The sequence below is a fragment of the Tepidisphaeraceae bacterium genome (genome assembly GCA_035998445.1).
Taxonomy (GTDB): Bacteria; Planctomycetota; Phycisphaerae; order Tepidisphaerales; family Tepidisphaeraceae; genus DASYHQ01.
In genome coordinates this window covers 1-25,953 of the sequence record DASYHQ010000051.1, presented here as the reverse complement: position 1 = coordinate 25,953, position 25,953 = coordinate 1, and the positions used below count along the sequence as shown (strand labels likewise).

The window sequence follows — 25,953 nt, the reverse complement described above, 5'->3', positions numbered from 1 at the left end:
CGCGTGCACCCTGGGCGAAGGATATTTTCCATGATCAGACCGCCCATCCCCGCGTCGGAGCCCGCCCGCTTGGCGGACCTGTTGCGTTACGACATCCTGGACACCGCACCCGAACCCGAGTTCGACGACCTCGCGCTGCTGGCGTCGCACATTTGCCAGACGCCGATCGCGCTGATCAACTTCGTCGATTCCGACCGTCAGTGGTTCAAGGCCAAGGTGGGAATCAGAGGGTCCGAGACGTCCCGCGAGGTGGCGTTCTGCAGCCATGCCATCCTGCGGCCAAGCGAGCTGATGATCGTGCCCGATGCGACGCTGGACGAGCGCTTCCACGACAACCCGTTCGTCGTCTCCGATCCGCACCTGCGCTTCTACGCCGGCGCGCCGTTGACGACGCCGGCAGGACAGACGATCGGCACGCTCTGCGTCGTCGACCTCGTGCCACGCCAATTGCGCGCCGACCAGGCCGACGCGCTGCAGGCGCTGGCACGGCAGGTCATCAGCCAGCTCGAGCTGCGACGCACTGCGATGGAGAACGCGCGGTTGTTCACCGCGGCCCGTCACACCGCCCGGCGAGCCGCCCACAGCGCCACGCACGATGCGCTCACCAAGCTGCCGAACCGCGCGCTGTTCACGAGCCGGGTCGATGATTGCCTGCAGCGCGCGCAGCGTGACCCCGGGTACCGGTTCTGCGTGATGTTCCTGGACCTCGATCGATTCAAGATGGTCAACGACAGCCTTGGCCACGCCACCGGCGATCGACTGCTGGTCACGGTCGCGAAGCGATTCCGCACGGTCCTGCGCAAACACGGCAATCACAGGCACGCCGCCACGCGCTACACGGTGGCGCGATTCGGCGGCGATGAGTTCACCGTACTATTGGATGGCGTGAATGACCCGGCTGCCATCGGTGCAATCGCCAGAGAGCTGATCGACGTGGTCGCCGAGCCCTTCGCCTGCGACCGGCAGGAACTTCACTCGACGGTGAGCCTCGGTGTGGTCGACGTAACCTCGGGTACTTACGCAAATGCCGCCGACGTGCTGCGCGATGCCGACGCGGCAATGTACCGTGCCAAGGCGACCGGAAAGAACCGCTACGTCTATTTCGACGAGACGATGCACGCGCAGGCCGTCCACCGGTTGCGGCTCGAGAACGACCTCCGCCGCGCGGTCGATCGCGACGAGCTCACGCTGCACTACCAGCCGGTCCTGTCGCTGGAGACGCACGGCGTCGCTGGCTTCGAGGCGCTGGTGCGCTGGCGACGCGACGGGCAGCTTGTCAGCCCCGCAGATTTCATTCCCCTAGCTGAGGAGACCGGCTTGATCGTGCCGGTGGGCCGGTGGGTGTTGGATGAAGCCGTGCGGCAACTGGGTACATGGCACCGGCACTATCCCCACATGGCCTCGTTGCGAATGGCGGTCAACCTTTCGCGCAGGCAGCTGCAGGACGATGGGCTCATCGAGCACCTCGAACGCGCGCTGGCGGCGCACCGTGTGCCGGCAACGGCGCTGATGCTCGAGATCACCGAAAGCGTCGTGATGGACGACGCCCAGGACGCGCGGCTGATGCTCGAACGGCTGCGCACGCTGGGCGTGCGACTGGCGATGGATGACTTTGGCACGGGATACTCAAGCCTCAGCTGCCTGCACGACTTCACGATCGACGTGCTGAAGGTTGATCGCACCTTCGTCGCCAACCTGAATCAGCGCCGCGACGCCGCCGTGCTACATGCGGTGATGAACCTCGCACACGACCTCGGCATGACCGTGGTCGCCGAGGGGATCGAATGTCCCGAACAGGTGTCGTTCCTGCAGGCGGTCGGCTGCGACTTCGGCCAAGGCTTCCTGTTCGCCAAACCCATGCCCGCCGATCAAGCGACGGCGTTTCTGTTAACCAATCAACCTGCGCTGCTGACCGCGTCTGCATGAGCTCGAAGAAGATCAGATAGCTCCATGCAACTCAAGAAGACTTCGTCGTCCCGAGGTACTCCGAAGGAGGACGGACTTAGGGCTAGCCGACGAGACACCTGCGCTAATCAGGGACGTGTCATCCCGATGGGAGGCTTGCCGACCTGAGGGATCTACCACGAACAGCGTCATTGGACGATTGAGATCCCTCAGGCCGCTACCGCTCCCTACGGGATGACATGTGCGCAAGGCGACCAGGTTTTGTCCGTTAGCCTGTAGGAACTGGTCCGTCAGTCGCACCGTTCCCTCATCGTCCCGCTAGGCGGGCGACGGTGGTAACGAGGTTGATCGCGACGATCGGCTTCACGATATGAGCCTGATACCCCGCCTGTTCGACGCGCACGCGATCGGCTTCTCTTGCGAAGGCGGTCAGCGCGATGGCGGGCAGATCGCCGCCACGGTCGCTCGGCATCGCGCGCAGGCGGCGTAGCAGCGCGTAGCCGTCCTCGCCGGGCATGCCGATATCGCTGATCAACACGTTCGGACGCCCATCAGCGATGAGGTTCAGCGCCTCTTGGACCGATCCTGCGGTGCGAACGGTCGCATCGCAATCCTCCAGCAACCGGCGCACCAGCGCGCGGGCGTCGGGCTCATCGTCCACCACCACCACGCTCACACCGTCCAACCGCGGCCATACGGCGGTCGCACCCGTGAGCGCATCCGTCGGCGGCTTTGCGGACACGGAGGGTGCGACGCCTTGCGCAGCCACAGGCGCCGCGACCGCTGCGGCGTCTGCATCATTCGCAACCGCCCCGCTGCGCTTTGGCAAGCTGACGCGGAACGTCGCGCCCCGCCCCGCGCCGTCGCTCTCGACCTGTACGTCGCCGCCATGCAATTCCACCAGTTGCTTCACGATGGCCAGCCCCAGTCCCAGGCCACCGTGCTGGCGCGTGGTTGAGGCATCGGCCTGGCGGAAGCGGTCGAACACGAACGGCAGGAATTGCGGCAGGATGCCGTCGCCGTCGTCGCGCACGTGAACGTCGACTCGAGAATCGCGCAACGCGAGCGACAGCTCGATCCGCCCGCCTTGATTGGAGAACTTTACGGCGTTGCTCAGCAGGTTCCAGAAGACCTGTTGCAGGCGCGCCGGGTCGCCGTCGATCCATACCGGCGCGAGATCGGCATGCTCCAGATCGACTCGAATCTCCTTTGCCGTGGCCGCCGGCGCCACGGTTTCAATCGCGGCGCGCAGTACGGCTAAAAGGTTGATGCGCTGCACGTTCATGCGCATCTTGCCGGAGGTGATGCCGCTCATGTCCAACAGGTCTTCGATGATCTGCGTCTGCGCCCGCGCATTTCGCTGAATGGTCGCTAAGCCGTTGCGCAAGTCGGCCTCGTCGCGCGCGCCGCCGGCAAGGATGCCCGCCCAACCGACGATGGCGTTCAGCGGGGTGCGCAACTCGTGCGACAGCGTCGCGAGGAACTCGTCCTTCATTCGGCTGGCGTGGTCGGCCTCGGCACGCGCGCTGCGCTCGGCGTCCAGCAGCGCCTGGCGCTCTTCCTCGCCGCGCTTCCGGTCGGTGATGTCGATGCACGAACCGATGTAGCCGGTGAACTGCCCGTCGGCCCCGTAGAGCGGAACGCCGTGGTCCAACACCCAGCGATGCTCGCCGTCGTGGCGACGCAGGCGGTAGTCCATCTGAAACGCCAGCCGACGATCGAACGATTCGGTGTAGATGCGGACGCAGCGGTCCAAATCTTCCGCGTGAACGCCGGTCGACCAGCCGAAGCCGTACTCCTGCTCCATCGTGCGACCGGTGAAGTCCAGCCACGGCTTGTTGAACCAGTTGCACAGCTTGTCCGGCCCGGCGATCCACACCAGTACCGGCGCCGAGTCGGCCATCGTGCGGAATCGCGCTTCGCTGGCGCGCAGCGACTGCTCGGCCTGCTTCTGTTCCGTGATGTCCAGCGTGACGCCATCAAAGCGAATCGGTGCGCCGCTCTGGTCGTAGTACGCGCGCCCCTTGGCGCGCACCCAACGCACGCGGCCGTCGGGCGCAACCGTGCGGTACTCCACGTCGTACGACTGACGACCGTTCACCGCGCGGTCGACGGCGGCGCGCGTCCGCTCCCGGTCGTCGGGATGGACGATCGAGTAGAACCGTTCGAAGTCGACCTTGGCCTCGGGTGGCAGCCAGAAATGCTCGTTGCACTTGGCGTTCCAAATGATCTCGCCGATCGGCATGGGACAGTAGAACGTGCCCAGTTCGGACGCGTCCACCGCCAGCGCCAGGCGCTCCTCGCTGGTGCGCAGCGCGGCCTCGGCGCGCTCGCGATCGCTGACGTCGCGAAAGTACAACGAGATGCCACCGTCGCCGGCGGGGTAGGCGTTCACCTCGTACCAGCGATCGTGGTCGGGATAATACGAGGTGATCGCCTGCGGCACGCGGTCGCGACCCACCGCGCGATAGACCTGTTCGAACTCGCTTCCCTGCAGGCCGGGGTAGAGGTCCCACACCACCTGCCCGAGCGTGTCGGCGGGCATGCGCCCGAGCAGGCGCTCGGCGTGCGCATTCATGTAGGTAAGGCGCCATTCCCGGTCGAGCGCGATGAAGGCATCGGTAATGCTCTCGAGAATGGTGCGCGCCCGTTCATCGGCCTTCAGGCGATCGCGCTCAGCCTGAATGCGCAGCGTGTCCTCGACAACCACGCAGAAGAGCCCGACGATCACGCCGTGCTCGTCGCGGATCGGACTGTGCGACCACGTGAAGTAGGCCTCTTCAGCAAAGCCGTTACGTTCGACCATCAGCAGGACTTGCTCGTGCCACGTCGATTCACCGCGGGTCATCACCGCTTCGGCCTGCGGGCCGATCGCCGGCCAGATCTCACCCCAAATCGCCGGCGCCGCTGCGCCCAGCGCATCCGGATGGCGCTTGCCCAGGATCTGCACGTACCCGTCGTTGTAGATGTTGATGAGTTCCGGGCCCCACCAGATGAACATGGGAAACCGGCTGTTCAGGCAAAGGTCGACCGCGAGCCTTAAGCATTGCGACCACCGATCGATCGGTCCCAGCGGCGTGCGCGACCAATCGAACGCCGCGATCCGACGCGCCATGTCCGTCGCGCCGTTCTGCAAGAATACCGTATTCAACTCGGACACACTGGGACCTCGCAAAACAAAGCGATTCTCATGCGACGGGTGTTGGCTGAGCAGCCGCTACGGGCACCCGGAACGTGCTGTACGTCGTCAAACTCACTCGCCAGCCGTGCTGATCGGACAATTCCCCGTTGATGCGTGCGACGATCGCCCGCGACGCATCTACAACTGTACGACATACGGTACGACGCCGGGCGCCCTGCGGATCGTGGAATCGATCCGCCTGGCATCGCAATAAGCGTCCGGTGAAGAACGGGTTGCCCTCGCGCAGGTGCAGCGAAGGAATGGCGGTTCATGACTTGCGGTCGTGGTGTTGCACCACTTCGTCGATGGTCGTCCGCCGCAATGTAACGTTTGGTTGCTGCGGTAGCGGTCGCTCTTCGACCTTCTGCTGTTTGTAGATCGTGCGCGGCGCGCCTACGTCGCGCTTCACGGCACCACTGACGTAGCCGATCTGGCGGCCAAGCCAACCGAAGAGGCCCTTGCCGGGAAGTTTTTCAGGATCGGGGTTACTCAACGCCTCGCTCCAGTTCGGCCATCATCGTGCGCGACTTCGGATCATAGGTATCCACAAAGCGCTTGACGTCGCTCACCGTGCGCTGGCTGTGGCCGAAGGTGAGCATGTTGTTCTTCACCTTTTCCTTGTCCCAGCCAAGAATCGATTCCTGATACGCCGCCACCATCATGCCGGTACGGCGGACCCCCTGAGCGCAGTGCACGACCACCGGTTGCTTGGCCGGGTCTTCGACGATCGCGAGGAACTTCTGAATGTCGTCAGTGCTCGGATAGCCACCGAGCGGGACGACGAGGTTCACTTGGTCGATGTTCTGGCGCTTCAGCAATTCGGCCTCGTGCGCGAACATGGGCTTGCGCGGGTCGACGAGCTCCTTTTCATCGATCAACGTGACGACCGTTTTCGGCTGCACCTTGCGCACCATCGTCGCGAACTCGCGAACGCCACGGTTGCCGTCACGATAGAGCACGCGGTCGGTCACGGTCTCCAGGTGATACGTCTGCACGCGCAGGTACCAGAACGCCGCGCCGGCAACGATTACGAGGATGATGAGGATCGTCGAAATCATTCGCTTGCGATCACGAGGTTGTGCGGGAGCTGCGTGCATTCTGAAGGTTTACCAGTGTGGTTGCGTAGACGACCACGCCGGAGCGCGCGGGCACCTTAGTGAGCACCCTGTCCGTCGTGGCCCTTCTCCTCCCACGTGACGGTTGGGTCTTTGTAGTTGTGCGGATCTGCGGGCAGCGTCGCGATGAGCTTGTCGAGCTTCTCCACGGTCAGGTTCTCGTGCAGCACCTCGTTCACCAGCGCCGCCGGCGCGGTGCCGCAGGAGCCGATGCACTCCATCTCGATGAGCGTGAAGCGCCCGTCAACCGTCGTGTCGCCGGGCTCGACGTTCAGCTTTGTGCGGCAATGGTCGGTCAACTTGTTGCCGTCGCAGATCTCGCACGCGAGCGACCGGCAGACACCAATGAGGTACTTGCCCTTGGGCTTCAGCCAGTACTCGTCGTAGAACGTGACCGTGTCCATGACCTCGGCCGGCGCCAATTCGAGGAACGTCGCGATCTCCTCCAGCGCCGCGGTGGGCAGCCAGTTGTACTTGTGCTGCACGAGGTGCAACGCCGGCAGCAGCACCGCGCGCTTGGTCGGGTAACGCGGGAAGTAGATGTCGCGCAGCTCGGCCTTCATGTCCTCGGTGAGGTACGGCGCGCTGCCCTTCTCGACAATCGCGGTACGACGGTTTTCAGTGATCCAAGCCATGGGCAATGGTGAATGATGAATGATGAATGGTGAATGAAAACCAGTCAGCAGATCATTCAGCTCCTGTTCTAACGTTCACGTCGATCTTTCGAGGTCTTCGCGGAACTGACGAGCATCGACATTATCTCTTCAGCTTCTCGCTGCAAGTCTGACAATCGTGCGGTGGCCACAAGCCCCGACTCGACTAGCAACTCCATCCACAACGCGCTCTCGTCCAGCTCCTGCGTTGCCGATTCGATCTTGCTGATAAATTCGGCACGAGATCTTGCACGGCATGCCTCACGATACTGAGCCGCGACTGATGTCCCACTGCGGAGGAGTTGGTTCCTCAATACGCGAGCCGTGTCATCGTTCTTGATGGCGACGTGCAACGAAATGATTCGCAACGCGAATCGCTTCGTTCTCGCTCGCAGGTCCCGATCCTCTCCCCACTCATCGCTCAGCATTCCTCATTCATCACTTCTTATCGGTCCAGCTCCGCCGCGATCACGTTGATGCTGCCGAGCACGGCGACCACGTCCGATATCATGTGGCCTTGCACCAGCTTGGGGAACGTCTGGTAATTGATGAAGCAGGGCGGCCGCGTGCGGACGCGCCAGGGGACGTTCTCGCCGCTGCTTACTATATAGTATCCCAGCTCGCCGTTGCCGCTTTCGATGCAGTGGTACACCTCGCCCTTCGGCGCCTCGAAACCGCGGTTTGTCATGATCAATTCGAAGTGCTGGATCAGCCCCTCGATGCTGCTGTAAACCTGATCCTTCGGCGGCAGCGTTTCCTTGCCTTCCGGCGAAACGTTTACCGGACCTCCCGGAATGTCGTCGATCAGCTGGCGGATGATCTCGCAGCTTTGTTTCATTTCCTCTAATCGCACGAGATACCGCGCGTAGACGTCGCCGGTCGTCATCACCGGCACCTGGAACTTCACGGCCTTGGCGCCCTGGCCGTCCCAATTGTCGGCGAAGCAGAGGTAAGGCGCATCTTTCCGGACGTCGCGCCGCACGCCGGCGGCGCGGGCCATGGGGCCGGTCATGCTCCAGGCGATCGCGTCCTCTCGGCTGATCGGGCTGATGCCCTTCGTGCGATCGATGAAGATTCGGTTCTTGTTCAGCAGCTTTTCGACCTCGCCGACCGCCCGGGGCATCGTCTCATTGATGAACGTCTTCACCATCTTCTTGAACATCGCCTCGTCGGGCAGGTCTTGGTTGAGCCCCCCTACCCGGGTCCAGCTGGTGTGGAAACGCTGGCCGCTCATCAGCTCGACGATGTCGTAGATCGACTCGCGCTCGTTGAACACGTACAGGAACGCCGTGAGCGCCCCCAAGTCCAACCCCGCGGCGCCGACGCACAGCAGGTGCGACTGGATGCGCCCCAGCTCGCCGGCGATCGTCCGCAGCACTTTGCAGCGTGGCGTGATCTCGATGCCCATCAACTTTTCAGCCGCCCCGTGCCAGGCCAGCTCGTTGTAAATGGGGGCCGAGTAGTCCATCCGGTCGACGATGGTGACGTACTGGTTGTAGTTCAGGACCTCGCCGAGCTTTTCAAAGCCCGAATGCAGGTACCCGATGTGCGGCACGCAACCGACGACGCGCTCGCCGTCCAGTTCCAAAACGAGGCGCAGCGTCGTATGCGTCGCGGGGTGCTGCGGCCCGAAGTTCAACGTCCATCGATTGTCGCTGTTCCCCGACGCGTCGGCAGACGACAGCGTTTCCGGACCGGCGGGCTCAAGTGTATATGGCATAAGTCCCTGTGCTTTCACGAACAGTAGCAGGTCACGGTCGATTATAGCGGCGGAGGCCTCAGGTGCCATGTGAAGGAAGTCACGATGTCGACGATGTTGTTTTATAGATTGGATACATATCCCAGCTCCGTATTGGGTGAGTTCGATCTGGACTTGATATTCTGACGTGTGCTGTTTCCGGAACGGGGGCTTGTGTTCGGAGAGAAATGCCCTAACCGGACGACGATGCTGAGCGAACTCGGCAGCGCGTGCCCTCTCGGGATTGGCGGCAGTGATCGTCGGTGGGACGCTGGCTGCAGTTGCCCCGGCGTAGCGTTGTTGCGGAGTTCGCTGGCCTTATTTTGTGGCACCTATCTATGGGCTGCTCATCCTTACCTGCGTTGATGGTGGTAGCCGTTCTATACGCGTAGTGCTGAGGGAGACAGTTGGGAACGGAATGGACACGAAGCGTGCGGAGATTTCTGAAAAGCCTTTCCTTCCTTTCGAGAGGCGGCTGCCATTCGCTCGCGCCGCTTCACCGCTGGTAGCACTCCACCCCACTGCTTCAGTGACCGGGTAGCCCGCCTGCAGCAATCCTTCAAATTCTGGTTGGAAACGTTGTGAACGGGAGTCCGTCCTGATGTGGCTTCAATGGACTTGCTCGCTTATTCGCTGGGGCACCGTTGCAGCTCAATTGTTGAGTTTGACGCGTCATATTCGAATTTCTTTGCGACGCCCTGTTGGCTTGCTAGAGTGTTCCACGTGGAACAAGAAAAGAAGGAACATCAATGTCAAAAATGAAATCGCGATTAGGGCGTGGCCTGAGCAGCTTGATCTCCGTTAACGAGGAGCCCGCTACAACGGCCGCCCCCCCGGCGGTGGAGCTCGAGAAAAAGGCGGCCGAGAACCCGGTCGGACAGGATCGAACCGATGCCGCCCCTGCGACGGTTCCCGTCGACGCCGTGGTGCCGAATCCGCACCAGCCACGCCGCTCGTTTCCAGAAGCATCTCTCATTGAACTTGCTGCCAGCTTAAAAGCGAACGGATTAATCCAGCCCATCCTCGTTCGTCGGCAAGGCGATCAATATGAGCTGGTCGCCGGGGAACGACGATTGAGGGCGGCGAAACTGGCGGGGTTGAAAGAGATTCCCGCGATAATCCGAGACGTGGATGGCCTCACCCAAGCACAACTCGCGCTCGTTGAGAATATTCAAAGGGAGGACCTGAATCCAATCGACCGGGCGAATGGGTACCGCACGCTGATGAATCAACTCGGCCTGACGCAAGCGGAGCTCGCAGGTCGATTGGGAGAAGACCGTAGTGGCATCGCGAACTTCACTCGCTTGTTGGACCTGCAGAAGGACGTGCAGCAGATGATCGGCGATGGCCGTCTTACCCTAGGGCACGGAAAAGTCTTAGCGGGGGTCAGCGACGCAGGCGAACAGCTCCGCCTGGCTGAGCTGGCGGTTGCCCAAGGCCTGTCCGTTCGCAATCTAGAGCGCCTCGTTCAAGATCCAACGGCGACCACAGCATCAACGAAATCGAAATCTGATTCGCCACATCTGAACGATCTTGAACGATCGGTCGCACGCCAGCTGGGCTTGAAGGTGCAAATCCGAACGTCAGGATCGAAGGGGAGAGGGCGGATCACCATGCATTACGGTTCACTCGACCAGTTCGATGAATTGATGACCCGGCTCGGCGTTGATGTAGAACCGTAAGATTTAAAGACCCAGGGTGATGTTCCACGTGGAACATCACCCTTCGGTCCCGCGGCATACCTCCCAACATTCCCGCCCCCCAAGCCCGCAAATGTTACTGCAGGGGGTAGTCCAACCAGCCACACCAGAGTCCGCCGCAAACCGACCTCGATAGATAAGTCCGCCTGCGATGTATGACTAGAGCGTGCTATACGCTTTTGCGGCCAGCCACGCCGGCACGTTAGAGCTGGGTACCGTGCTCTGGTACTCCAAACCGCGCTCTTGTGCATCAGCACGGATTGGAGTACCGAACCGTGGCACGCAAGCCAGTTTCTAAACTAGAAGGTGCAAACACGCTAGATACCAATCGGGCAAAGTCACAGACACCCCAACAATTCTCAGCACATCAAGGGCTAAATCCCGCAACCGCAGCAAACCAAAGTCAACCTTTGCCGGGAGACTCCCTCGCCCTGACGATCCTCCCACATAAACGCATGCCTATTGGAAAACCACCGCCCGGGAGTCACCAAACCAGACGGAGCAGGGGAGGGTTGCGGATCGCGTGCACACTCTCGACCTGCCACACGCGGGCAGCAGTCGAGGTCGAACCTCCCAAGCCTTCAGCGCCCCTTCGTGCTACAGGCGCCTGTGGTGCCAGCGTCGACGATCGGAAATCGATACGCACATATACGACTAAGACAATCGACTGACCATACTCGACCCCATATTCATCGCATTAGTCCACCGTATCCCTTGTAGCGATAGAGACTAAACCATCCGAAACGTGTCGGCCTGAACCCGACATCCCGAAGGTACGAGACACTTCAGAAGCACCTCAATATTTGTTATCTATCAAACCGGAAGAACAGGACGATCCGATCTGCTAGAACATCCAACCATGACCTCTTCAGAACTCGCCGCCAAGATTGATCACACCATTCTTAAGCCCGAAGCAACGGCCATGGAAGTGCAGCAAAACATCGCCGAAGCGAGACAGCATCAGTTCGCATCGGTCTGCGTCGCGCCAATTTGGGTGGCAACCGTCGCCGAAGGGTTGCAGGGCACGAACGTGCTCACCTGCACCGTCACCGCGTTTCCGCATGGCACATCGAAAGCGACCGTGAAAGCGATCGAGGCAACCTCATCCGTAAAGGAAGGAGCCGACGAGGTCGACGTGGTTGCGCACTTGCCGTACCTGATGCAGTTCGATTTGGATGCCGCAAGGGCGGAACTGATTGAAGTCGTGCGAGCCGTGCGCGCAGCTCGCAAAGATGTGGTAGTGAAGGTGATTGTCGAGTCGGCCGCGCTGCTGAAGGCGGGGAACGATGCGGGAGAGCGGTCGCTCGAGGTTGCTTGCCGAGCGGTGCGCGAGAGTGGCTGTGACTTCATCAAGACAAGCACCGGCTTCCACCCGGCCGGTGGGGCGAGCCTGGAAGCCGTGCGCCTGATGAAGAAGTATGGCCAGGGTCTGCTGGTCAAAGCGTCCGGTGGCATTCGCGACCTGCCGACCGCACTCGCGATGTTCGATGCTGGTGCCGACCGTCTTGGCATGAGCGCCTCAGTGGCCGTCGTCGACGCTATGGCCTAAAGCAGCTAAACGCGCTCCCAACCCCTCGCCGGACTGGCCGCTTCAGCGGCCAGTTCTTCTATATGCCGTCAACGGCTTCGATCTCAGGAACGCCCACCACACCGTTTGGACGCGTCCGTTGACCATGGACACGCCGCGTTCGCTACGTCAAAACAATAATACTGATGTCGTCCCCCAAGATATTTTTACGCCCGATAACCCGTCGCCTGATTCAACCTCGCCCGCATATGATTCGACCGTGCCCCACATGTGGGTCGGAACAAGTTTCGTTTATCCACTAGGTTTGCAATGCTCGTTGCGCCACCGCTGCTCGTTCGGTCCATCATCATCCCGCTGCTGGTGATGATGATCGGCGGCTGCGCGATCCGCCGCGACACGGTGCCGCTCGACCCTAAGCCGATGCTGGTTCACCTTCCCGGCATCGCCGGCGACATGCCGCTCGAGCGCTCGTACATGTCGGCCTTGCAGGTTGGTGGCTTCGATGCCGACGTGCACCTTTACGACTGGACGGGCCGCAACTGGTGGTTCAAGGCACTGCGCGCCTACGAGGACAATCGCCAGGCCGCCCGTGAACTGGCCGAGGAACTGACCACCTTCGCCCGCGCCAATCCCAATCGACCGATCTTCCTCAGCAGCGACAGTGGTGGGGCGGGCCCGGCGGTGTGGGCATTGGAAGCGCTGCCCGCCGACGTGATGGTGGAGGCCGTTGTGCTGATCTGCCCCGCGCTGTCGCCGGACTACGACCTGTCGCGCGCGTTGATGCGCGTGCGCGGTCAGATGCTGGCGTTCCACAGCCCGCGTGACGGGTTCGTGTTAGGGTGGGGCACGAGCACGTGGGGCACGATCGACCGCAAGCACGTCGCTGCCGCCGGGTACGGCGGGTTTATGTTGCCGCGCGACGCGCGCGACGCAGCGCAGTACCGCAAGTTGAAGAGCGTTGCATACGACCCCGCGTGGTGGGGCCGGTATAATCATCCGGGCGACCACACCGGCGCCATGGGCGTGCGCTTCGCCAGCGGGTACATCGCGCCACTGCTGACTCAGATGGCGCTTGAGGCGCAGTCCATCAGTTTGTCCGAAACGCCATCACCATGAACTTTCCATCACACGCCACCGTTCTGCTGATCATGCATTGCTGCCTGCTGTTGCCCGCACAGCTGTCCGCACAGGCGAACGCGACGCCCGAACAACAGCCGCAGGCGCAAGCCGCCCCTGCGGTGCCCTACGTGCTGCACCTGCCCGGCATTGGTGGCCGACGCGGGTTGGACCGCGCCATGGTGCGTGGCCTGCAGTTCGGCGGGTTCACGGAGCACGACACGTACGACTGGACCGAGAACGATCCGGGCCTGAACGCGCTGCTGGCGATCAAGCGCAACCGCCAGCAGGCCAGGCACGTCGCGCAGCTGATCACCGATATCGCCGCCCGCAACCCGCGCCGCCAGATCAACCTTGTCGCGCACAGCGGCGGCACGGGCATCGCCGTCTGGGCGCTGGAATCGCTGCCACCCGAGGTGAAGGTACACAACCTCGTACTGCTGTCGTCGGCGCTGTCGCCAGACTACGACCTGAGCGAGGCGCTGCGACACGTCGAGCATAAGGCGTACGCGTTCACGAGCATGAACGACACGCTCGTGCTCGGCGTGGGCACGAAGATGTTCGGTACGATTGACGGGAAGAAGGTGGAGGCCGGCGGGCGCGTCGGGTTCGTCGTTCCGCCGACCGCGGACGCCGAGCAGTACGAGAAGTTCGTTCAGTTCCCGTACGACCCGGCCTTCCTGAAGTATGGCAACCTCGGCGACCACATCGGCCCGATGCGCATGACGTTCGCCGAGGACGTGCTGGCGCCGCTGCTGCTGCGCGACGTCGCACCGCCGACGTCACCTGTAACGCCGGCGACGAAGCCGGTGAGGAACGCGCCGGTTCAGCGGGTGGGGCGTTGAACGTACCGTCGCGCCGCGAACTGGAGCACCAGTGCGAGTACGATCACCAGCACGTTCAGACCAACCGCGCCCAGCGCACTACTGGGCAGCGCGTAAGGCACATCCTGCCCGAGCCGCGTCAGCCCGTAGATCACTTCATGTTGCGGCCAAGGGATCAACCCTGTCACCCGGTTGACCGCGAACAGCGGATGAACCGCGATCAGTCGGTTCGCTGATGATTCCCCCATCCACGGCGCCGTCCAGATCGGCCACGCGAGCCAGGCAATGCCGACGACCGTCATGAAAGAACTTGTGATCGCGCGTGGAACAACGAGCGCGAGTAAACAAGCCGTCATCGCGATCGCGCTGGCGTACGTCACCAACAACACCATCAACCCCGCTAGCGCGCCACCATCCCACGCTCCCACGACTGTCGCGCACGCCCACGCGACCAGCACGGGCAGCACGATTGCGACTTGCACCAACAGCACTTGGGTTGGTTGCTTTAGCGACCCGGTCGTGCCGCTCCGATCGAGGGCGCCGGTTGGCACCATCAACGTCACGATGCCGAATCCCGCGAACGCCAGTCCCATCGTCGGACCGGCGAAGAACCAGCACGCGCTGATTGCGATCGCCGACAAGAGGAGCAGTGGCGCCACAGCCCGCGCGACACGGATCAAGTCGCCAACGTGCCTTGGCTCGCTCATGGTGTGATCGCCGACGGGCGCGGCGTGGTCATGTCCTGATAGCTCTTCTCCAACTCATCGATGCGGCGTTGGATGCGATCAGCCTCATCGATCAAGCGCTGCTGTTCGCGGCGCATCGAATTGATGACGTCGTAGTGGGCCTGAGCCGCCTCGCGCAGCGCCGCGTGGTGCGGCCGCACCGCGGCCTCCCACGCCGACTGCAACGTGTCGATCTCGGCCGCATTCACCGTTACGTCGGAGAGTCTCGTACCAGTGTTGCGATCATCGGTCGGCTGCGTCGTAGACGTCGTGCCCAGATCGGCATTCCCGCTTCCGTTCGGCGGAGCCACATCACCGGCACCGGCCGGCTCGATCACCAGCGTGGCCTTCGTGGCGTGCGGCGGCATGAGGTCGGAGTTGATCTCCCACGACAGCGACTCGTTGGCGCTGCTGGCGAGCATCGGGATGTCGATCACCGTGTAGTTGAAGTTCACGATGCTCACGAGATATCCCGTTGCATCGGCGGCGTACGAGTTGTCGTCCAGCAATCGGCTGCCGGCGAAGATCCACGTCGTCGGGGGCATCGGTTGCTTCGTCTTTACGTTGCGCAGCAACCGGTACGCGGGATACCGCTGCCGTTTGCCGTTCTTCTCGAACTCAACGAACAGCGTCAGTGGCGGGCCGTGCGGTGGAATCCACTTCTCGGTGGCCTCGGAATAGCGCACCGGCTCGCCCGGCTGCAGGCCGAGCATCAGCAGCGCCGCGTGCAGGTGTGACGGTTTGATCGGCGAGCGCAGCATCGCCTCGTGCTCGTTGGTGCCGCTGACCACGCAAAAGAACTCCAGGGGCGCGTCGACGTCCAGCGTCTCGCAGTCCACGCGCACCTGCTTGGCGGCGACATCGACCGCGATGCCCGGAAAACCACCGGCCTGCTGTTGGTCGGCCGGTGCGGTAGTGGGGGAAGGGGGAACGTCCTGCGCGATGGCGCCGGTGGACATCAGGAGGACGATCAACAGGCTGTGCAATGCGCGCATGGGCCGGCTCCGCTGGTGAGGGTAAACGCGGGGGACCCGTGCGAGTTTAACGAACGGCCCGCGTTACTCCAACGCGCCGAAATCGGCTTGGTCGCGGTTGAAGTAGACGCATCCCTCGAACCAGCCCGGCGCAGCCTCGCGGCAGCGCAGCAGCGTGCAGTTGACCGCCAGCACGCGCCCGTCCGGCGCGGCGATGTTCAACACGCCACCGTAGCCCAGCGGCAACCGGTGCGACGTGACGAACCCCAGCCCGCGGCGGTTCACGTCGCGCGTGTACAGCGTCCACGGGCGCTGGCCACCGCCGTCACTGAACAACCGCAGTTCCGCCCGGGTGCGATAGGGGAAGCGCGGCAGCACGCGGCTCTCGGCGCCACCCGATCCACCGGCCTCCAACGCCGAGATGATCAGGTCGACCTCGCGCGGAAACACCGTCGCGTCGATCAGAGCCGTGTTGGATTCCTGGGCCAGTTGCATGTCATCCTGTCTTTCGAACTCGTCTTCCCCAATAGGGCCGCCCGCCCGATTCGTCGGGCCGTCCATGAAACCTACGATTCGAATGGTGAGGGTGGCAAATCTGCAGCGGGGAAATTCGCCGACATGAGGTGAACGCGGAGGCCTATGGAATGCGGGGACGCCACTCACATCGACGTTCTTATCGGACGCGACCCGTCCTCGTTCTCATGCGTCGCAGCGCGATCGGCAGGCTCGGCGCTCATGCGTTCGATCTGCTTGGCCTTCACTTCCGCTTCCTTCGCTCGCACCTCGGCCACGGCGCGCTCGCTGCGGATGTCGACGCGCAGGCGGGCAAACAGGCTCATGTAGGCGTTGGCGATCCAGACCACGCCGAAGAATGCCAGCACGTAACCGCGCCAGTCGTCCAGCAGCATTCGATAGCCGGTCAGCCAGATGAACAAAATCGTCACGTAGTGGCTGAAGCAGTACTCGCAGGTGAACAGGTAGAAGAACTTGCGCTTGAACACGCGATTGCAGGACTGGCTCTTCCGCTGGCAGAACTCACGCGGCTCGCGGAATACCTCTTCGTGCGTCACCGTCCACGCGACGCACGACACGGGGATCGCCAGCACGAACAGCCAGACGATCTGCGCTACGAGTTGGTCCGACGTGGGGGGCATGGGTGATAAAGTCGCAATCGACGCGCCATGGCGCTATCGACATCGGCCCGTCAGGCTAATCCTGATACTCAAATGCACCGGCCGGCACGCCAGCCGACATACGATACACAGATCGCGCATATTACCAGGCTCATCCTATCAGCCACACTTGAACTCCACACCGACGAAATCGGCCGACTATACTGATACACTTTGTCTTCCTGATGCCGCAGATCGTCCTCACCACCCTCAACGCCCGCTACGCGCACGCGTCGTTCGGCTTGCGTTACCTCATGGCCAACCTCGGCCCGCTGGCGGCGCACGCCACGATGATCGAGTTCGACATCAAGCGCCCTATCCCGACGGCTGCGCAAGAAGTCCTGAAACAGGAACCGATTATCGTCGGCATCGGCGTCTACATCTGGAACGTAACGCAGTCGACCGAACTGGTGCGCGAACTGAAGCGGCTGCGCCCAAACTTGACGATCGTGCTGGGCGGGCCAGAGGTGTCGTACGAGACGAACCAGCAGGAGATCGCGCACCTGGCCGACTACGTCATCACCGGCGAGGCCGACCTCGCGTTCGCGGCGCTCTGCGACAAGCTGCTGACCAACCGCAGGCCGTTGACGAAGGTCATCGCCGCCGATCTACCGGAGTTCGCCGCGAAGCAAAAGGCGCTGCAACTTGCACCTTCGTCGCCGACGGTGGCGCTGCCATACGATTTGTATACCGATGTGGATATCGCGCAACGCGTGATTTACGTTGAGGCGTCGCGCGGCTGTCCGTTCAAGTGCGAGTTTTGCCTGTCCTCGCTCGACGTGCCGGTGCGCAACGTGCCGACTGATGCGTTCCTGGCTGCCATGCAGTCGCTGCTCGACCGCGGTGTGCGGCGGTTCAAGTTTGTCGATCGCACGTTCAACCTCAACCTGAACATCAGCCGCGCCATCTTGCGCTTCTTCCTCGATCGGCTCAGCGACGATCTGTTCCTGCACTTCGAGATGATCCCCGATCGCCTGCCCGATCCGCTGCGCGAGCTCATCACACAATTCCCGCCAGGCACGCTGCAGTTCGAGGTGGGCATCCAAACGTTCAACGAGGACGTGTCGGCCCTCATCAGTCGCCGGCAGGACGTGGCGAAGATCCAGGAGAACCTCACCTGGCTGCGCGAGCAGACGGGCGTTCACGTGCATGCCGACCTGATCGTCGGACTGCCTGGCGAGGACATCGCCAGCTTCGCGCGCGGCTTCGACCGCCTGGTGCGATTGCGGCCTCAGGAGATCCAAGTCGGCATGCTGAAGCGCCTGCGCGGCACGCCGATCGTGCGGCACGATGCGACTTGGGAGATGGTGTACGACCCTGCGCCACCGTACGAGGTGCGACAGACGAAGCTGATCGACGCGGGCGCCATGCTCGGCATGAAGCGTTTTGCGCGCTTCTGGGACCTGATCGCCAACAGCGGCAACTTCGTCGAGACGACCGCGCGGGTGCTCGACAACGGACCTTCACCGTTCGCCAGCTTCCGCGCGATGACGGAATGGCTCTTCGCGCGCTTTGGTCGCGCGCACGGCATTCCACTGCACGAGCTGGCCGAGGGGGTGCTGCGGTTCTGCGTCGATTGGTTGAGCCTTGACGAACGCGCGACGGCCGAATCCCTCTGGCGCGATTGGCAACGCGCCGGGCGCGGTGATCGGCCAGTCTTCCTGCGCGACTTCGTGAACAAGGACGATGCCCGCGCCGCCCGCCGCCGGCACGCCGGTGCGCTGCCGAGTCGACAGGCGCGGCACTTGCCGATCTAGGTCGACTGTTCTCCGCGGGTTCCGTCGCCCCATCGCGCCTTCGGGTTCTTTACCGTCTCAGCCGGTCTTGCGAATGTTCGCCAGCACTTCGACGAACTCGATCGGCTTCTGCAACAGGCGCACGCCACCGCTGGCCCTGATGGCTTGCAGCAAGGTGGCGTCGTTGCAACCGGTGAGCACGGTGACGGCCGTCTGAGGCGCGTGCAGGGTTAGCCAGTCGACGATCTCCCCGCCGTGACCATCGGGGAGCATCAGATCGACGAGCGCGACGTCGAACGTCTGCCGCAGCAACAGTTCGAGCGTATCGGCGACCGTGCCCGACGCGGTGGCGCCGTAGCCGTGACGTTCAAGCAACCGCGTCATCGCACAGCGGGTGCCCTTGTCGTCCTCGACGATCAGAATGCGCAGCGTAGAGATTGGGTGTGGGTTCATCGCGATGCGCAGCTGGCGGCTGCACACGACGTATCGGGTGTCGCGATGAGCGACTGAAGGCGGATGCCGGCCGCGATCGGATTTCTCGCTACGCAGCGACGGCAAGTGGGGTCGCCGGTGTCTTCTGCGCCGGCCGCGACCGCGACAGTCCTTCCAGCGCTGCGACTTTGTAGCACTCGGCGAGCGTGGGGTAGTTAAAAACGCTCTCAACGAAATAATCGATCGGCATGCCCGCGGTCATCACTGCTTGCCCAATGTGAATCAGCTCCGTCGCGCCAGTGCCGATCACGTGCACCCCGAGCAACCTGCGGCTCTCCGGGTGGAAAAGCAACTTCATTAAGCCGTGCGGGTCGGCGATCAGTTGGCCGCGCGCGATCTCGCGGTAACGCGCGATGCCCGCTTCGTATGGCGTACCCGCCTGCGTGAGCTGCTGCTCGGTTGCGCCGATCATGCTGATCTCGGGAATCGTGTAGATGCCGTACGGAAACGGCGCCGCTTCCGCCGCCGGCGCGACAAGGCTGCCAGCCTGCGGGAACATGTGATGCGCCGCGAGGCGCCCCTGTTCCATGCTCGTGGCCGCCAGCGCGGGGAAGCCGATCACGTCACCGGCGGCGTAGATGTGCGGCACGCTGGTCTGCAGCGTCTCGTTCACCTTTAAGCGCCCGCGATTGTCGGCAGACAATCCCGCGGCCTCCAGGTTCAGTCCGGCCGTGGCGCCCTGGCGGCCGATGGCGTACAGCAGCGTGTCGGCGAAGATGCGCTTGTTGCTGCACAGCGTCGCCACGACGCCGTCGGTCGTATCTTCGATCGTCGACACGCTCTCGCCTAAACGCAGGCGCACGCCCATGTCACGAAGGCGAAACTGCAACGACTCGGCCAGTTCGTTATCCACGAACTCCAGCAAGCGCGGCTGCGATTCAACGAGCGTCACGCGCACGCCGACCGCGGCCAGCATGCAGGCGTACTCGGTGCCGATCACGCCACCGCCCACCACCACGATGCTGCGCGGCAACTTCTGCAGTTCCAATAGTCCGTTGCTATCGATAATTTTGCCCGGCACAAAGGGCACCGTGCTCGGTCGCGCCGGTTGGGTACCGACGGCCACCAGGATGTGCTGGCCGAAGACGTCGTACGCGCCGCCGTCGTGTTCCACGCGGATCGTGTTCGGCCCAGCGAACGAGGCGCTACCGTACAGCATGGTGACGCCGTTGCGTTCCATCTGGTTACGGATGACGTCGACCTCGCTCTTCACCACGTGATGGCAACGATAGAGCAGGTCGGCCATGGTGATGCCGTGCTTCACCGCGTAACCGTCGCCGTAGACCGCGCGCTCGCGAATGCCAGTGAGGTGCAGCACGGCCTCGCGGATCGCTTTCGACGGAATGGTTCCGGTATGGATGCAGACGCCACCGACGCTATGGGCGCGTTCGACGACCGCCACCCGCTTGCCGAGCTTGGCCGCAGCGACGGCAGCCTTCTGACCGGCGGGGCCGGACCCAAGCACGACCAGGTCATATTTTGAGTGTGCGGTCATCGTGATACCAGTCGTATCGGTCATGCGGGTGGTCGGGATTAGAGGTGAACCATTTCCCCTTTCCGTAACTCTGTGACGACCATGACAGTGGCACGTTAAGGAGGTAACGCAGTGCGTCGATATCAATCGAAAGCGTTTTTGGAGAACTGGTGGAAGACCGTAATGCGCCGCAGTCCGATAGTGCGCCCTCATCATCCGCGGCCCGGCGCGCCGCGTTATGGGGCCTGAAGGGCCTCACGTTGCTCGCCCTGGTCGCCGGCGTGGCGCTGTGCGCGCAGTGGGTGCAGGGCGCCTCGCCGCGCTGGGGCACGTACGTCACGCAGTTGACACTGATCGGCGCGGCCGCAGCGGGACTGATCTCGGCGGGGTACTACCGACAGCGAGAGTGGGTCGCGCCGCTGCGCCGGTTGGAATCAGCGTACACGGACGTGCGCGATCGCAACGCGCCGATCGACGTGCTGAACGCCGTCGGTGGGCAGCTGCGCCCAGCCGCGATGATGGTCGCCGAGCTGATGCGCGAACTGCGATCGCAACAGACGAAGGTGGCCGAGCTGAACCACGAGCTGCGCCAGCGCGTCGCGCAGCGCACCGAACAGCTCGAGCGGCGCATCGGTTCGCTGAAGCGACAATCGACCACGGACACGCTCACTGGTTTGCAGAACCGCCGGCGGCTGGACGACGCGCTACCGGAGATGATGGACCGTTGTCAGCAAGAGGGGACCGACCTGTGCCTGCTGATGATCGATGTCGACTACTTCAAGCAACTGAACGACCTGAAGGGCCACGCCGCGGGTGACGATTTCTTGAAATCAGTAGGCCAGTTGATGCGCGGCACGCTGCGCGCGGCCGACGAAGCGTTCCGCATTGGTGGCGACGAGTTCCTGATCCTGCTGCCCGGGTGCAACGCCGCGACGGGTGGCGCGTTCGCCGAGCGGCTGGCGGTGCTGACGGAGGCGTTCGCGCGCACGTTCAAGGTGCCGTTGCCACCGAAGTTGTCGATCGGGATGAGCACACTGCGCAGCTTGGCCGAGCCCTCGGTCGCGAACATGATGGCCGAGGCGGATAAGGCGCTGTACGCGGTGAAGGCGGGGCGTGCGATCAAGTCGCGGGCGAGTTGAAGAACGAGAAAGGTCGGGGCGGGGAAACCTCCCCGCTAAAACGGGAAGGCCGTCGTTCAGCCAAAACGCGAAAACGCCCGGGTCCTCCGCGGAGCCGGGCGTCGTCGCAATTGCATCGAACGGAACGGGGCGCTTACTGGGCGGCCGTCACGTAGGGCAGGAGCGCCATATAGCGGGCGCGCTTCACGGCCTTGGCGATCATGCGTTGTTCCATGGCGCTGGCGCCGGTGCGCTTGCGCGACTGGATCTTGCCGTTGCCGCTGATCATCTTGCGCAGCGACTCGGTGTCCTTGTAGTCGATGTAGACCGTGCCATCGGCGGCGGTGCGGGCGATCTTCACCTTCGGACGGTTGAACGTTTGGAATTGTTCGCGCTTCTCACGCTTTTCGCGGACTTCACGGGCCATAATCAAGATCCTTCGGATAAAACGAGGGGCAGAGTATAGCTAAATGCCGCTGTCGATCAAGTGCGCGCGATGCAGTCGCATCGCGCGCCTGATCGATCCGTTGCGGAGCTTGCTCTACCCGATCGTTCGTCACGCCTTGGCAGTGCTGGTCATCAGCTGGTCCAGCAGGTTAATGTGCCGCTGCTGGGCGGGGATGAACTGGTTGGTGATCATCTGGGCGGTGGCGCCGTCGACGTCGTCGATGGCCTCTCGGTAGTCCTTTAAGCCGTGCTCCTCACCCTCTTTAAGCGCTTTGAGGGCACCGGTATCGCCACCGAACAGACTCATGGTGCCCTGAACCGTCTTGGCCCAGATGCCCCATGCCCCCGACGAATCGGCCGCCTCGCCACCCATCGAGCGGATGCGCTCGCGGATCCCTTGGGCCGCCCGGCCGTGCTCGTCTTGAATTTGACGAAGCATCTTCACGCTTTCGGCGTGGTCGGTACCGACTTTGTCGATCGCCTGCTTGTACGTTTCAGCCGCCGAGATCTCTCCGCGTAGCAGGGAGTTCAGCTGGGTAATAATGCCTTCCGTGCCTTTTTCCCGCGAGTCGGCGTTCAAGGCGGGGTTCGAAGCAGTTCCGTCGCTCATCGTCATATCGTCTCCAAGTTGTGTGGCGCAAACGACACCAAACAACGGGCGTGCCAAAGAAGCGGATGGAAGATCGACAAACTGTTTGAGGGTCCTAAGATACCCACGCGGTCGCACCCAATGCCCGCTGCGTATCTGATTAACGAGAACCCACCGGACTTGCCGCTTCAGCGGCAGGTTCCTTGAGCCGCTCGAGCGCTTCTTTCATCCAACCCGCAACGCCTCCCACGCCACTTTGTCGCACTTCGTTCAACCCAAAAACAAAGCTGCAGGACGAAATTCGTCCTGCAGCTTCGTAACTTCCGTTATTCCTGATCGCGGGCGATCGAAGGTTTACTTCGTGCCGAGGATCGCGTCCTTGGCGGCCTTGGCGATGCGGAACTTGACCTTCTTGCGCTTGGGGACCTTGACGGTCTGGCCGGTCTTTGGACCGAAGCGCATCACCATCTCGCGGGCCGGGCTTTCGGCCAGCACGAGCTTGCCGATGCCGGGGACCACGAAGGTGTTCTTCGCATGCTTGTAGGCGAGGTTGGCCTGTTCCTGGAAGAACAGGTTCACCTGCTTCTTGCTGATGCCGACCTTCTCAGCCAACGTGGCGGCGATTTCGCTCTTCGTGAGCGCTTTTGCGGGAGCCTTTGCCATGAGATTCTCCTTTCCAAGAGAAACGTAGAGGTGAACTTTGGCCAACGCGCCTCACCGGGCACGTCGGCGGCCTTCGGGCGGTCCAACCACCCGACTGCCAGTCTTCGGACGCCTCAACGCCGCCCGAAGCCATCTGCGTCAACCCCGAGCCACAGGGGCCGACGCCTTAAAAGTACCTGAAAAACCGGGCATATCAACGTCCGATCCTCAAAATCCATTGTTTTTTCGGGCGAATCTCGTTCTCGCGCTCCGTTCGATACGAAAAACACGAGCGTTCGTCGCCGTGGCGTCTACCTATTATCCGCTTGCGTCCGAGAAAACCTTTAGGATTTTCGTAGGGATGTGAGGAAACGCGTCGGTGGGGAGACGCTTCGCCGTAGCATGGGCGTCTCGCCCATGCGCGTTGCAGGGCCGGATGATTTGCTTAGTGGCAACTGCTCAGTCGAAGCGAGTTGCCACTAATCAAGTCTCTAATGCGATCCACGGGCATGGGCGAGACGCCCATGTTACGTTCGATGCCCCGCAAAAATGTTAGGCATCCATCGGCCGACTAGCGGGAAGCACTGCACTGCCCGCAGCCCCGTTCGCCGCACGGCTCCACGTGCGCCGTCGCGTTGCCGTGGACGAGGGCCAACTCGATCTCGTACTCGATGGCGCTGGCGACCTCGTGGGCACGTTGGATGTCCCAGTCGGCCGGCACCTTCAGGTGGAAGTCGACCCAGTGATATCTGCCGCTATGGCGGTGGCGTAGCTTGTGGAAGCTGCAGACGCGCGGCTCGTTCGCACCGTCGCCGATGTGCCGGTTGATGATGCGCCGCAGCAGCGCATCGTCGGCCGGGTCGGTCTGGTCCATCAGCCCGGCGACGCTCCGGCGGATCAACGAGACGCCGACCACTGCGATCCAAACCGACACGATCAGGCCGCCCAGCGGGTCGATCCACGCCTTGCCCGTCCAACGCACCATCCACAGCGACGCCACCGCGACCACGCTCGTCAGCGCGTCGCTCAATAGATGCCGGCCATCGGCTTCCAGCACGAGCGATCCGCGCCGCCGACCCATTCGCACGAGCGCCGCGCCCAGCACCCCGTTGACGACCAAGGCCGCCGCCATCAGTGCCAGGCCCGCGTCTAACTTCGGCGAGACGGGTGGGCTGCGCAGCAGCACGTCGATCGCCTTCAACGCGCCCGCGACGGCGGCCAGCAGGATCATGCCGCCCTCGAGCGCGGCGCCGATGAACTCCACCTTGCCATGCCCGTACGGATGCGACTGGTCCGCCGGCCGATGCGCCACCGCCAGCGCCCAGATCGCCATGATGGCCGCCGCGACGTTCACGACGCTTTCCAGCGCGTCGGAAAAGATCGCCGCCGAGCCCGTGATCGCGTACGCGGTGAACTTTGTGACCAGCAGCGCGATCGCGACGAAGAGCGCGATTCGCGCGATACGAAACTCCACGCGCGGGTTCACGCTCGGCCCGTGGATCTCCGTGCCGGAGACGAACTCGGACGCGGCGGTTGGGGGGAGCGAAGTCGGCATGGGTCACGCGAACTGCGTGCGCGATTGTAAATCCGATGGTGCGATTGGGAAGCGCTTAGGCCTTCTGATCATCGAATGCATCGCGCCAAGTCTCCAAGTACGCCAAGAGCGCCAAGAAGATCCAAACTAAGCAGGTCGGCCTCCAATCGTCGAATGTATCGCTTCAGACCAGTATCTTCCCTGACGTGCTTACTACTTGGCGCCCTTGGCTTCTTGGCGTGCTTGGCGCGCAACATCACGCGTCCCAATGCATCGCGTTGCCAAGCGACGGCCTGCGGCCTATCGTGCGGGGCATGTCGCTTTCGAATGACCTGTCGTACATCGTGGAGTTGGCGCGCGGCGCGGGCAGCGTGGCGCTGAGCCATTACGGGAAGGTCGATCGGCTGACCAAGACCCACGCCACCACGACCGACGAGGCCGTCACCGTCGCCGACCGCGCGACCCAGCGATACATCGTCGACGGTTTGCGCCAGCGCTTCCCGACCGACGGCATCATCGGTGAGGAATCCGACGCCGGCGACGCGATCACCGCGATCATCCCGAATCCCGCTGGCCGCAACTGGGTGATCGACCCGATCGACGGCACCAACAACTTCATCGCCGGCCTGGGCGCGTTCGCCGTCTGCATCGGCTTAATGGACGCCGGCCGACCGGTGCTGGGCGTGGTGTACGACGTGACGCGCGACGAGATGTACGCTGGCATCGTTGACGAAGGCGCCACGCTCAACGGCCACCCCATTCGCGCCACCGAGCGCCGGTTGGACGACGCCGCGATGATCATGGTCACGAGCAACCTGATCGACAAGGCCGGCCGCTGCCCGCAGTGGGCGTGCAATTTCATCGGGCAGACGACCTGGAAGACGCGCATGCTCGGCTCGGCCGCCATCGAGGCCATCCAGGTCGCCGCCGGCGTCGCCCACGCCGCCATCACCGTCAACGGCAAACTCTGGGACGCGGTTGCGCCCTGCGCCATCGTGCTGGCCGCTGGCGGGGTGGTGACGGGTTTGGATGGCAAGCCAATCTGGCCGTACGACCTGACGGCTTACACAGGCGCGAAGGTGCCGTTTCTGGCGGGGGCCCCAAATGCGCATGGGGACGTGCTGGAGTACTTACTGAAGAATCCGTGATGCACTAGGTGTACAGTCCCAGCATGTGCTGGTTCGGATCTGAATGGAACTGGCTAGGGTCTTCAAGCCACTTCTTGCAGATGAACTCGTGGGGCGTGAGGCCATGCAGGGTTTTGAGTCGCTTAGCGAAGTTATATGCGGC

Annotated in this window: 24 protein-coding genes; 8 read left to right on the top strand and 16 right to left on the bottom strand. The window is 62.9% G+C overall.

What is annotated here, in order from left to right; all coding sequences use genetic code 11:
• Positions 1-30 precede the first annotated feature (30 nt).
• Positions 31-1,926: a GGDEF domain-containing protein gene (locus VGN72_19200; GenBank protein ID HEV7301499.1), complete on the top strand. Its 1,896-nt coding sequence runs from the start codon at positions 31-33 to the stop codon at positions 1,924-1,926.
• A gap of 286 nt (positions 1,927-2,212) precedes the next feature.
• Here VGN72_19200 and VGN72_19195 read toward each other — a convergent pair whose 3' ends face one another.
• The 5 genes from VGN72_19195 to VGN72_19175 form a co-directional block, all read right to left on the bottom strand.
• Entirely contained in the window at positions 2,213-5,020 is a 2,808-nt protein-coding gene (locus VGN72_19195; protein HEV7301498.1) for a PAS domain S-box protein, read from the bottom strand.
• A gap of 334 nt (positions 5,021-5,354) precedes the next feature.
• Positions 5,355-5,579 (bottom strand): hypothetical protein, encoded by a 225-nt coding sequence (locus VGN72_19190; protein ID HEV7301497.1) that lies wholly within the window; start codon positions 5,577-5,579, stop codon positions 5,355-5,357.
• Positions 5,572-6,144, bottom strand: a complete 573-nt coding sequence (locus tag VGN72_19185) for a tyrosine-protein phosphatase (GenBank protein HEV7301496.1) — start codon at positions 6,142-6,144, stop codon at positions 5,572-5,574. The genes VGN72_19190 and VGN72_19185 overlap by 8 nt, the downstream gene beginning before the upstream one ends.
• A gap of 95 nt (positions 6,145-6,239) precedes the next feature.
• The gene (locus tag VGN72_19180) at positions 6,240-6,836 is read right to left on the bottom strand and encodes an NAD(P)H-dependent oxidoreductase subunit E (protein ID HEV7301495.1); all 597 of its coding nucleotides are present in this window, start codon (positions 6,834-6,836) and stop codon (positions 6,240-6,242) included.
• Between the two features lie 463 nt (positions 6,837-7,299).
• Positions 7,300-8,574 (bottom strand): NADH-quinone oxidoreductase subunit D, encoded by a 1,275-nt coding sequence (locus tag VGN72_19175; GenBank protein HEV7301494.1) that lies wholly within the window; start codon positions 8,572-8,574, stop codon positions 7,300-7,302.
• Between the two features lie 767 nt (positions 8,575-9,341).
• On the opposite strand from VGN72_19175, the gene VGN72_19170 reads away from it, so the two are divergent.
• The 4 genes from VGN72_19170 to VGN72_19155 all read left to right on the top strand — a co-directional run bounded on the left by VGN72_19170 (position 9,342) and on the right by VGN72_19155 (position 13,781).
• Positions 9,342-10,274, top strand: coding sequence for a ParB/RepB/Spo0J family partition protein (locus tag VGN72_19170; GenBank protein ID HEV7301493.1), 933 nt, complete (start codon positions 9,342-9,344; stop codon positions 10,272-10,274).
• A gap of 877 nt (positions 10,275-11,151) precedes the next feature.
• Positions 11,152-11,841: a deoxyribose-phosphate aldolase gene (gene deoC, locus VGN72_19165; GenBank protein HEV7301492.1), complete on the top strand. Its 690-nt coding sequence runs from the start codon at positions 11,152-11,154 to the stop codon at positions 11,839-11,841.
• Between the two features lie 288 nt (positions 11,842-12,129).
• On the top strand, positions 12,130-12,936 hold the full coding sequence (locus VGN72_19160) for a hypothetical protein (protein ID HEV7301491.1): 807 nt from the start codon (positions 12,130-12,132) through the stop codon (positions 12,934-12,936).
• Positions 12,933-13,781: an alpha/beta fold hydrolase gene (locus VGN72_19155; protein ID HEV7301490.1), complete on the top strand. Its 849-nt coding sequence runs from the start codon at positions 12,933-12,935 to the stop codon at positions 13,779-13,781. The genes VGN72_19160 and VGN72_19155 overlap by 4 nt, the downstream gene beginning before the upstream one ends.
• On the opposite strand, the gene VGN72_19150 is transcribed toward VGN72_19155, so the two are convergent.
• The 4 genes from VGN72_19150 to VGN72_19135 form a co-directional block, all read right to left on the bottom strand.
• A complete protein-coding gene (locus VGN72_19150; protein ID HEV7301489.1) occupies positions 13,763-14,467 on the bottom strand; it encodes a hypothetical protein in 705 nt (234 codons plus the stop codon). The two genes, VGN72_19155 and VGN72_19150, sit on opposite strands and share 19 nt — an antisense overlap.
• Positions 14,464-15,480, bottom strand: coding sequence for a YdjY domain-containing protein (locus tag VGN72_19145; GenBank protein HEV7301488.1), 1,017 nt, complete (start codon positions 15,478-15,480; stop codon positions 14,464-14,466). The genes VGN72_19150 and VGN72_19145 overlap by 4 nt, the downstream gene beginning before the upstream one ends.
• Positions 15,481-15,543: 63 nt before the next feature.
• Positions 15,544-15,954, bottom strand: coding sequence for a hypothetical protein (locus VGN72_19140; protein ID HEV7301487.1), 411 nt, complete (start codon positions 15,952-15,954; stop codon positions 15,544-15,546).
• Positions 15,955-16,118: 164 nt separating this feature from the next.
• Positions 16,119-16,613, bottom strand: a complete 495-nt coding sequence (locus tag VGN72_19135; protein ID HEV7301486.1) for a hypothetical protein — start codon at positions 16,611-16,613, stop codon at positions 16,119-16,121.
• A 203-nt stretch (positions 16,614-16,816) separates the two neighbouring features.
• On the opposite strand from VGN72_19135, the gene VGN72_19130 reads away from it, so the two are divergent.
• Positions 16,817-18,388, top strand: a complete 1,572-nt coding sequence (locus VGN72_19130; GenBank protein ID HEV7301485.1) for a DUF4080 domain-containing protein — start codon at positions 16,817-16,819, stop codon at positions 18,386-18,388.
• A 57-nt stretch (positions 18,389-18,445) separates the two neighbouring features.
• On the opposite strand, the gene VGN72_19125 is transcribed toward VGN72_19130, so the two are convergent.
• Together VGN72_19125 and sthA are read right to left on the bottom strand one after the other, a co-directional pair.
• Positions 18,446-18,820 (bottom strand): response regulator, encoded by a 375-nt coding sequence (locus tag VGN72_19125; GenBank protein HEV7301484.1) that lies wholly within the window; start codon positions 18,818-18,820, stop codon positions 18,446-18,448.
• An 88-nt stretch (positions 18,821-18,908) separates the two neighbouring features.
• Positions 18,909-20,354 (bottom strand): Si-specific NAD(P)(+) transhydrogenase, encoded by a 1,446-nt coding sequence (sthA, locus tag VGN72_19120; protein ID HEV7301483.1) that lies wholly within the window; start codon positions 20,352-20,354, stop codon positions 18,909-18,911.
• A gap of 149 nt (positions 20,355-20,503) precedes the next feature.
• Here sthA and VGN72_19115 point away from each other — a divergent pair, with 149 nt between their 5' ends.
• Positions 20,504-21,472: a GGDEF domain-containing protein gene (locus VGN72_19115; protein ID HEV7301482.1), complete on the top strand. Its 969-nt coding sequence runs from the start codon at positions 20,504-20,506 to the stop codon at positions 21,470-21,472.
• A 133-nt stretch (positions 21,473-21,605) separates the two neighbouring features.
• Here the strand turns inward: VGN72_19115 and rpsR are convergent, their stop codons facing one another.
• From rpsR to VGN72_19095, 4 genes are all read right to left on the bottom strand, one after another.
• The gene (rpsR, locus tag VGN72_19110; protein HEV7301481.1) at positions 21,606-21,878 is read right to left on the bottom strand and encodes a 30S ribosomal protein S18; all 273 of its coding nucleotides are present in this window, start codon (positions 21,876-21,878) and stop codon (positions 21,606-21,608) included.
• A gap of 129 nt (positions 21,879-22,007) precedes the next feature.
• Positions 22,008-22,508: a DUF2383 domain-containing protein gene (locus VGN72_19105; protein HEV7301480.1), complete on the bottom strand. Its 501-nt coding sequence runs from the start codon at positions 22,506-22,508 to the stop codon at positions 22,008-22,010.
• A gap of 333 nt (positions 22,509-22,841) precedes the next feature.
• On the bottom strand, positions 22,842-23,150 hold the full coding sequence (locus VGN72_19100) for an HU family DNA-binding protein (GenBank protein ID HEV7301479.1): 309 nt from the start codon (positions 23,148-23,150) through the stop codon (positions 22,842-22,844).
• A gap of 550 nt (positions 23,151-23,700) precedes the next feature.
• Complete coding sequence (locus VGN72_19095) at positions 23,701-24,684, bottom strand: cation diffusion facilitator family transporter (protein ID HEV7301478.1); 984 nt, start codon at positions 24,682-24,684, stop codon at positions 23,701-23,703.
• Between the two features lie 293 nt (positions 24,685-24,977).
• Between VGN72_19095 and VGN72_19090 the strand changes: the two genes are divergently transcribed.
• Positions 24,978-25,811: an inositol monophosphatase gene (locus VGN72_19090; GenBank protein HEV7301477.1), complete on the top strand. Its 834-nt coding sequence runs from the start codon at positions 24,978-24,980 to the stop codon at positions 25,809-25,811.
• A 4-nt stretch (positions 25,812-25,815) separates the two neighbouring features.
• On the opposite strand, the gene VGN72_19085 is transcribed toward VGN72_19090, so the two are convergent.
• Positions 25,816-25,953, bottom strand: a 138-nt coding sequence (locus VGN72_19085; GenBank protein ID HEV7301476.1) for an IS481 family transposase, incomplete at its 5' end; no start/stop codon positions are given.

Bases quoted from the DNA above. Each gene is read 5' to 3' on its own strand.
- VGN72_19200 (HEV7301499.1), top strand. From the start codon at position 31: ATGATCAGACCGCCCATCCCCGCGTCGGAGCCCGCCCGCTTGGCGGAC.
- VGN72_19195 (HEV7301498.1), bottom strand. From the start codon at position 5,020: ATGGCGCGTCGGATCGCGGCGTTCGATTGGTCGCGCACGCCGCTGGGA.
- VGN72_19185 (HEV7301496.1), bottom strand. From the start codon at position 6,144: ATGATTTCGACGATCCTCATCATCCTCGTAATCGTTGCCGGCGCGGCG.
- VGN72_19180 (HEV7301495.1), bottom strand. From the start codon at position 6,836: ATGGCTTGGATCACTGAAAACCGTCGTACCGCGATTGTCGAGAAGGGC.
- VGN72_19175 (HEV7301494.1), bottom strand. From the start codon at position 8,574: ATGCCATATACACTTGAGCCCGCCGGTCCGGAAACGCTGTCGTCTGCC.
- VGN72_19170 (HEV7301493.1), top strand. From the start codon at position 9,342: ATGTCAAAAATGAAATCGCGATTAGGGCGTGGCCTGAGCAGCTTGATC.
- deoC (HEV7301492.1), top strand. From the start codon at position 11,152: ATGACCTCTTCAGAACTCGCCGCCAAGATTGATCACACCATTCTTAAG.
- VGN72_19160 (HEV7301491.1), top strand. From the start codon at position 12,130: ATGCTCGTTGCGCCACCGCTGCTCGTTCGGTCCATCATCATCCCGCTG.
- VGN72_19155 (HEV7301490.1), top strand. From the start codon at position 12,933: ATGAACTTTCCATCACACGCCACCGTTCTGCTGATCATGCATTGCTGC.
- VGN72_19150 (HEV7301489.1), bottom strand. From the start codon at position 14,467: ATGAGCGAGCCAAGGCACGTTGGCGACTTGATCCGTGTCGCGCGGGCT.
- VGN72_19145 (HEV7301488.1), bottom strand. From the start codon at position 15,480: ATGCGCGCATTGCACAGCCTGTTGATCGTCCTCCTGATGTCCACCGGC.
- VGN72_19140 (HEV7301487.1), bottom strand. From the start codon at position 15,954: ATGCAACTGGCCCAGGAATCCAACACGGCTCTGATCGACGCGACGGTG.
- VGN72_19135 (HEV7301486.1), bottom strand. From the start codon at position 16,613: ATGCCCCCCACGTCGGACCAACTCGTAGCGCAGATCGTCTGGCTGTTC.
- VGN72_19130 (HEV7301485.1), top strand. From the start codon at position 16,817: ATGCCGCAGATCGTCCTCACCACCCTCAACGCCCGCTACGCGCACGCG.
- VGN72_19125 (HEV7301484.1), bottom strand. From the start codon at position 18,820: ATGAACCCACACCCAATCTCTACGCTGCGCATTCTGATCGTCGAGGAC.
- sthA (HEV7301483.1), bottom strand. From the start codon at position 20,354: ATGACCGCACACTCAAAATATGACCTGGTCGTGCTTGGGTCCGGCCCC.
- rpsR (HEV7301481.1), bottom strand. From the start codon at position 21,878: ATGGCCCGTGAAGTCCGCGAAAAGCGTGAGAAGCGCGAACAATTCCAA.
- VGN72_19105 (HEV7301480.1), bottom strand. From the start codon at position 22,508: ATGAGCGACGGAACTGCTTCGAACCCCGCCTTGAACGCCGACTCGCGG.
- VGN72_19100 (HEV7301479.1), bottom strand. From the start codon at position 23,150: ATGGCAAAGGCTCCCGCAAAAGCGCTCACGAAGAGCGAAATCGCCGCC.
- VGN72_19095 (HEV7301478.1), bottom strand. From the start codon at position 24,684: ATGCCGACTTCGCTCCCCCCAACCGCCGCGTCCGAGTTCGTCTCCGGC.
- VGN72_19090 (HEV7301477.1), top strand. From the start codon at position 24,978: ATGTCGCTTTCGAATGACCTGTCGTACATCGTGGAGTTGGCGCGCGGC.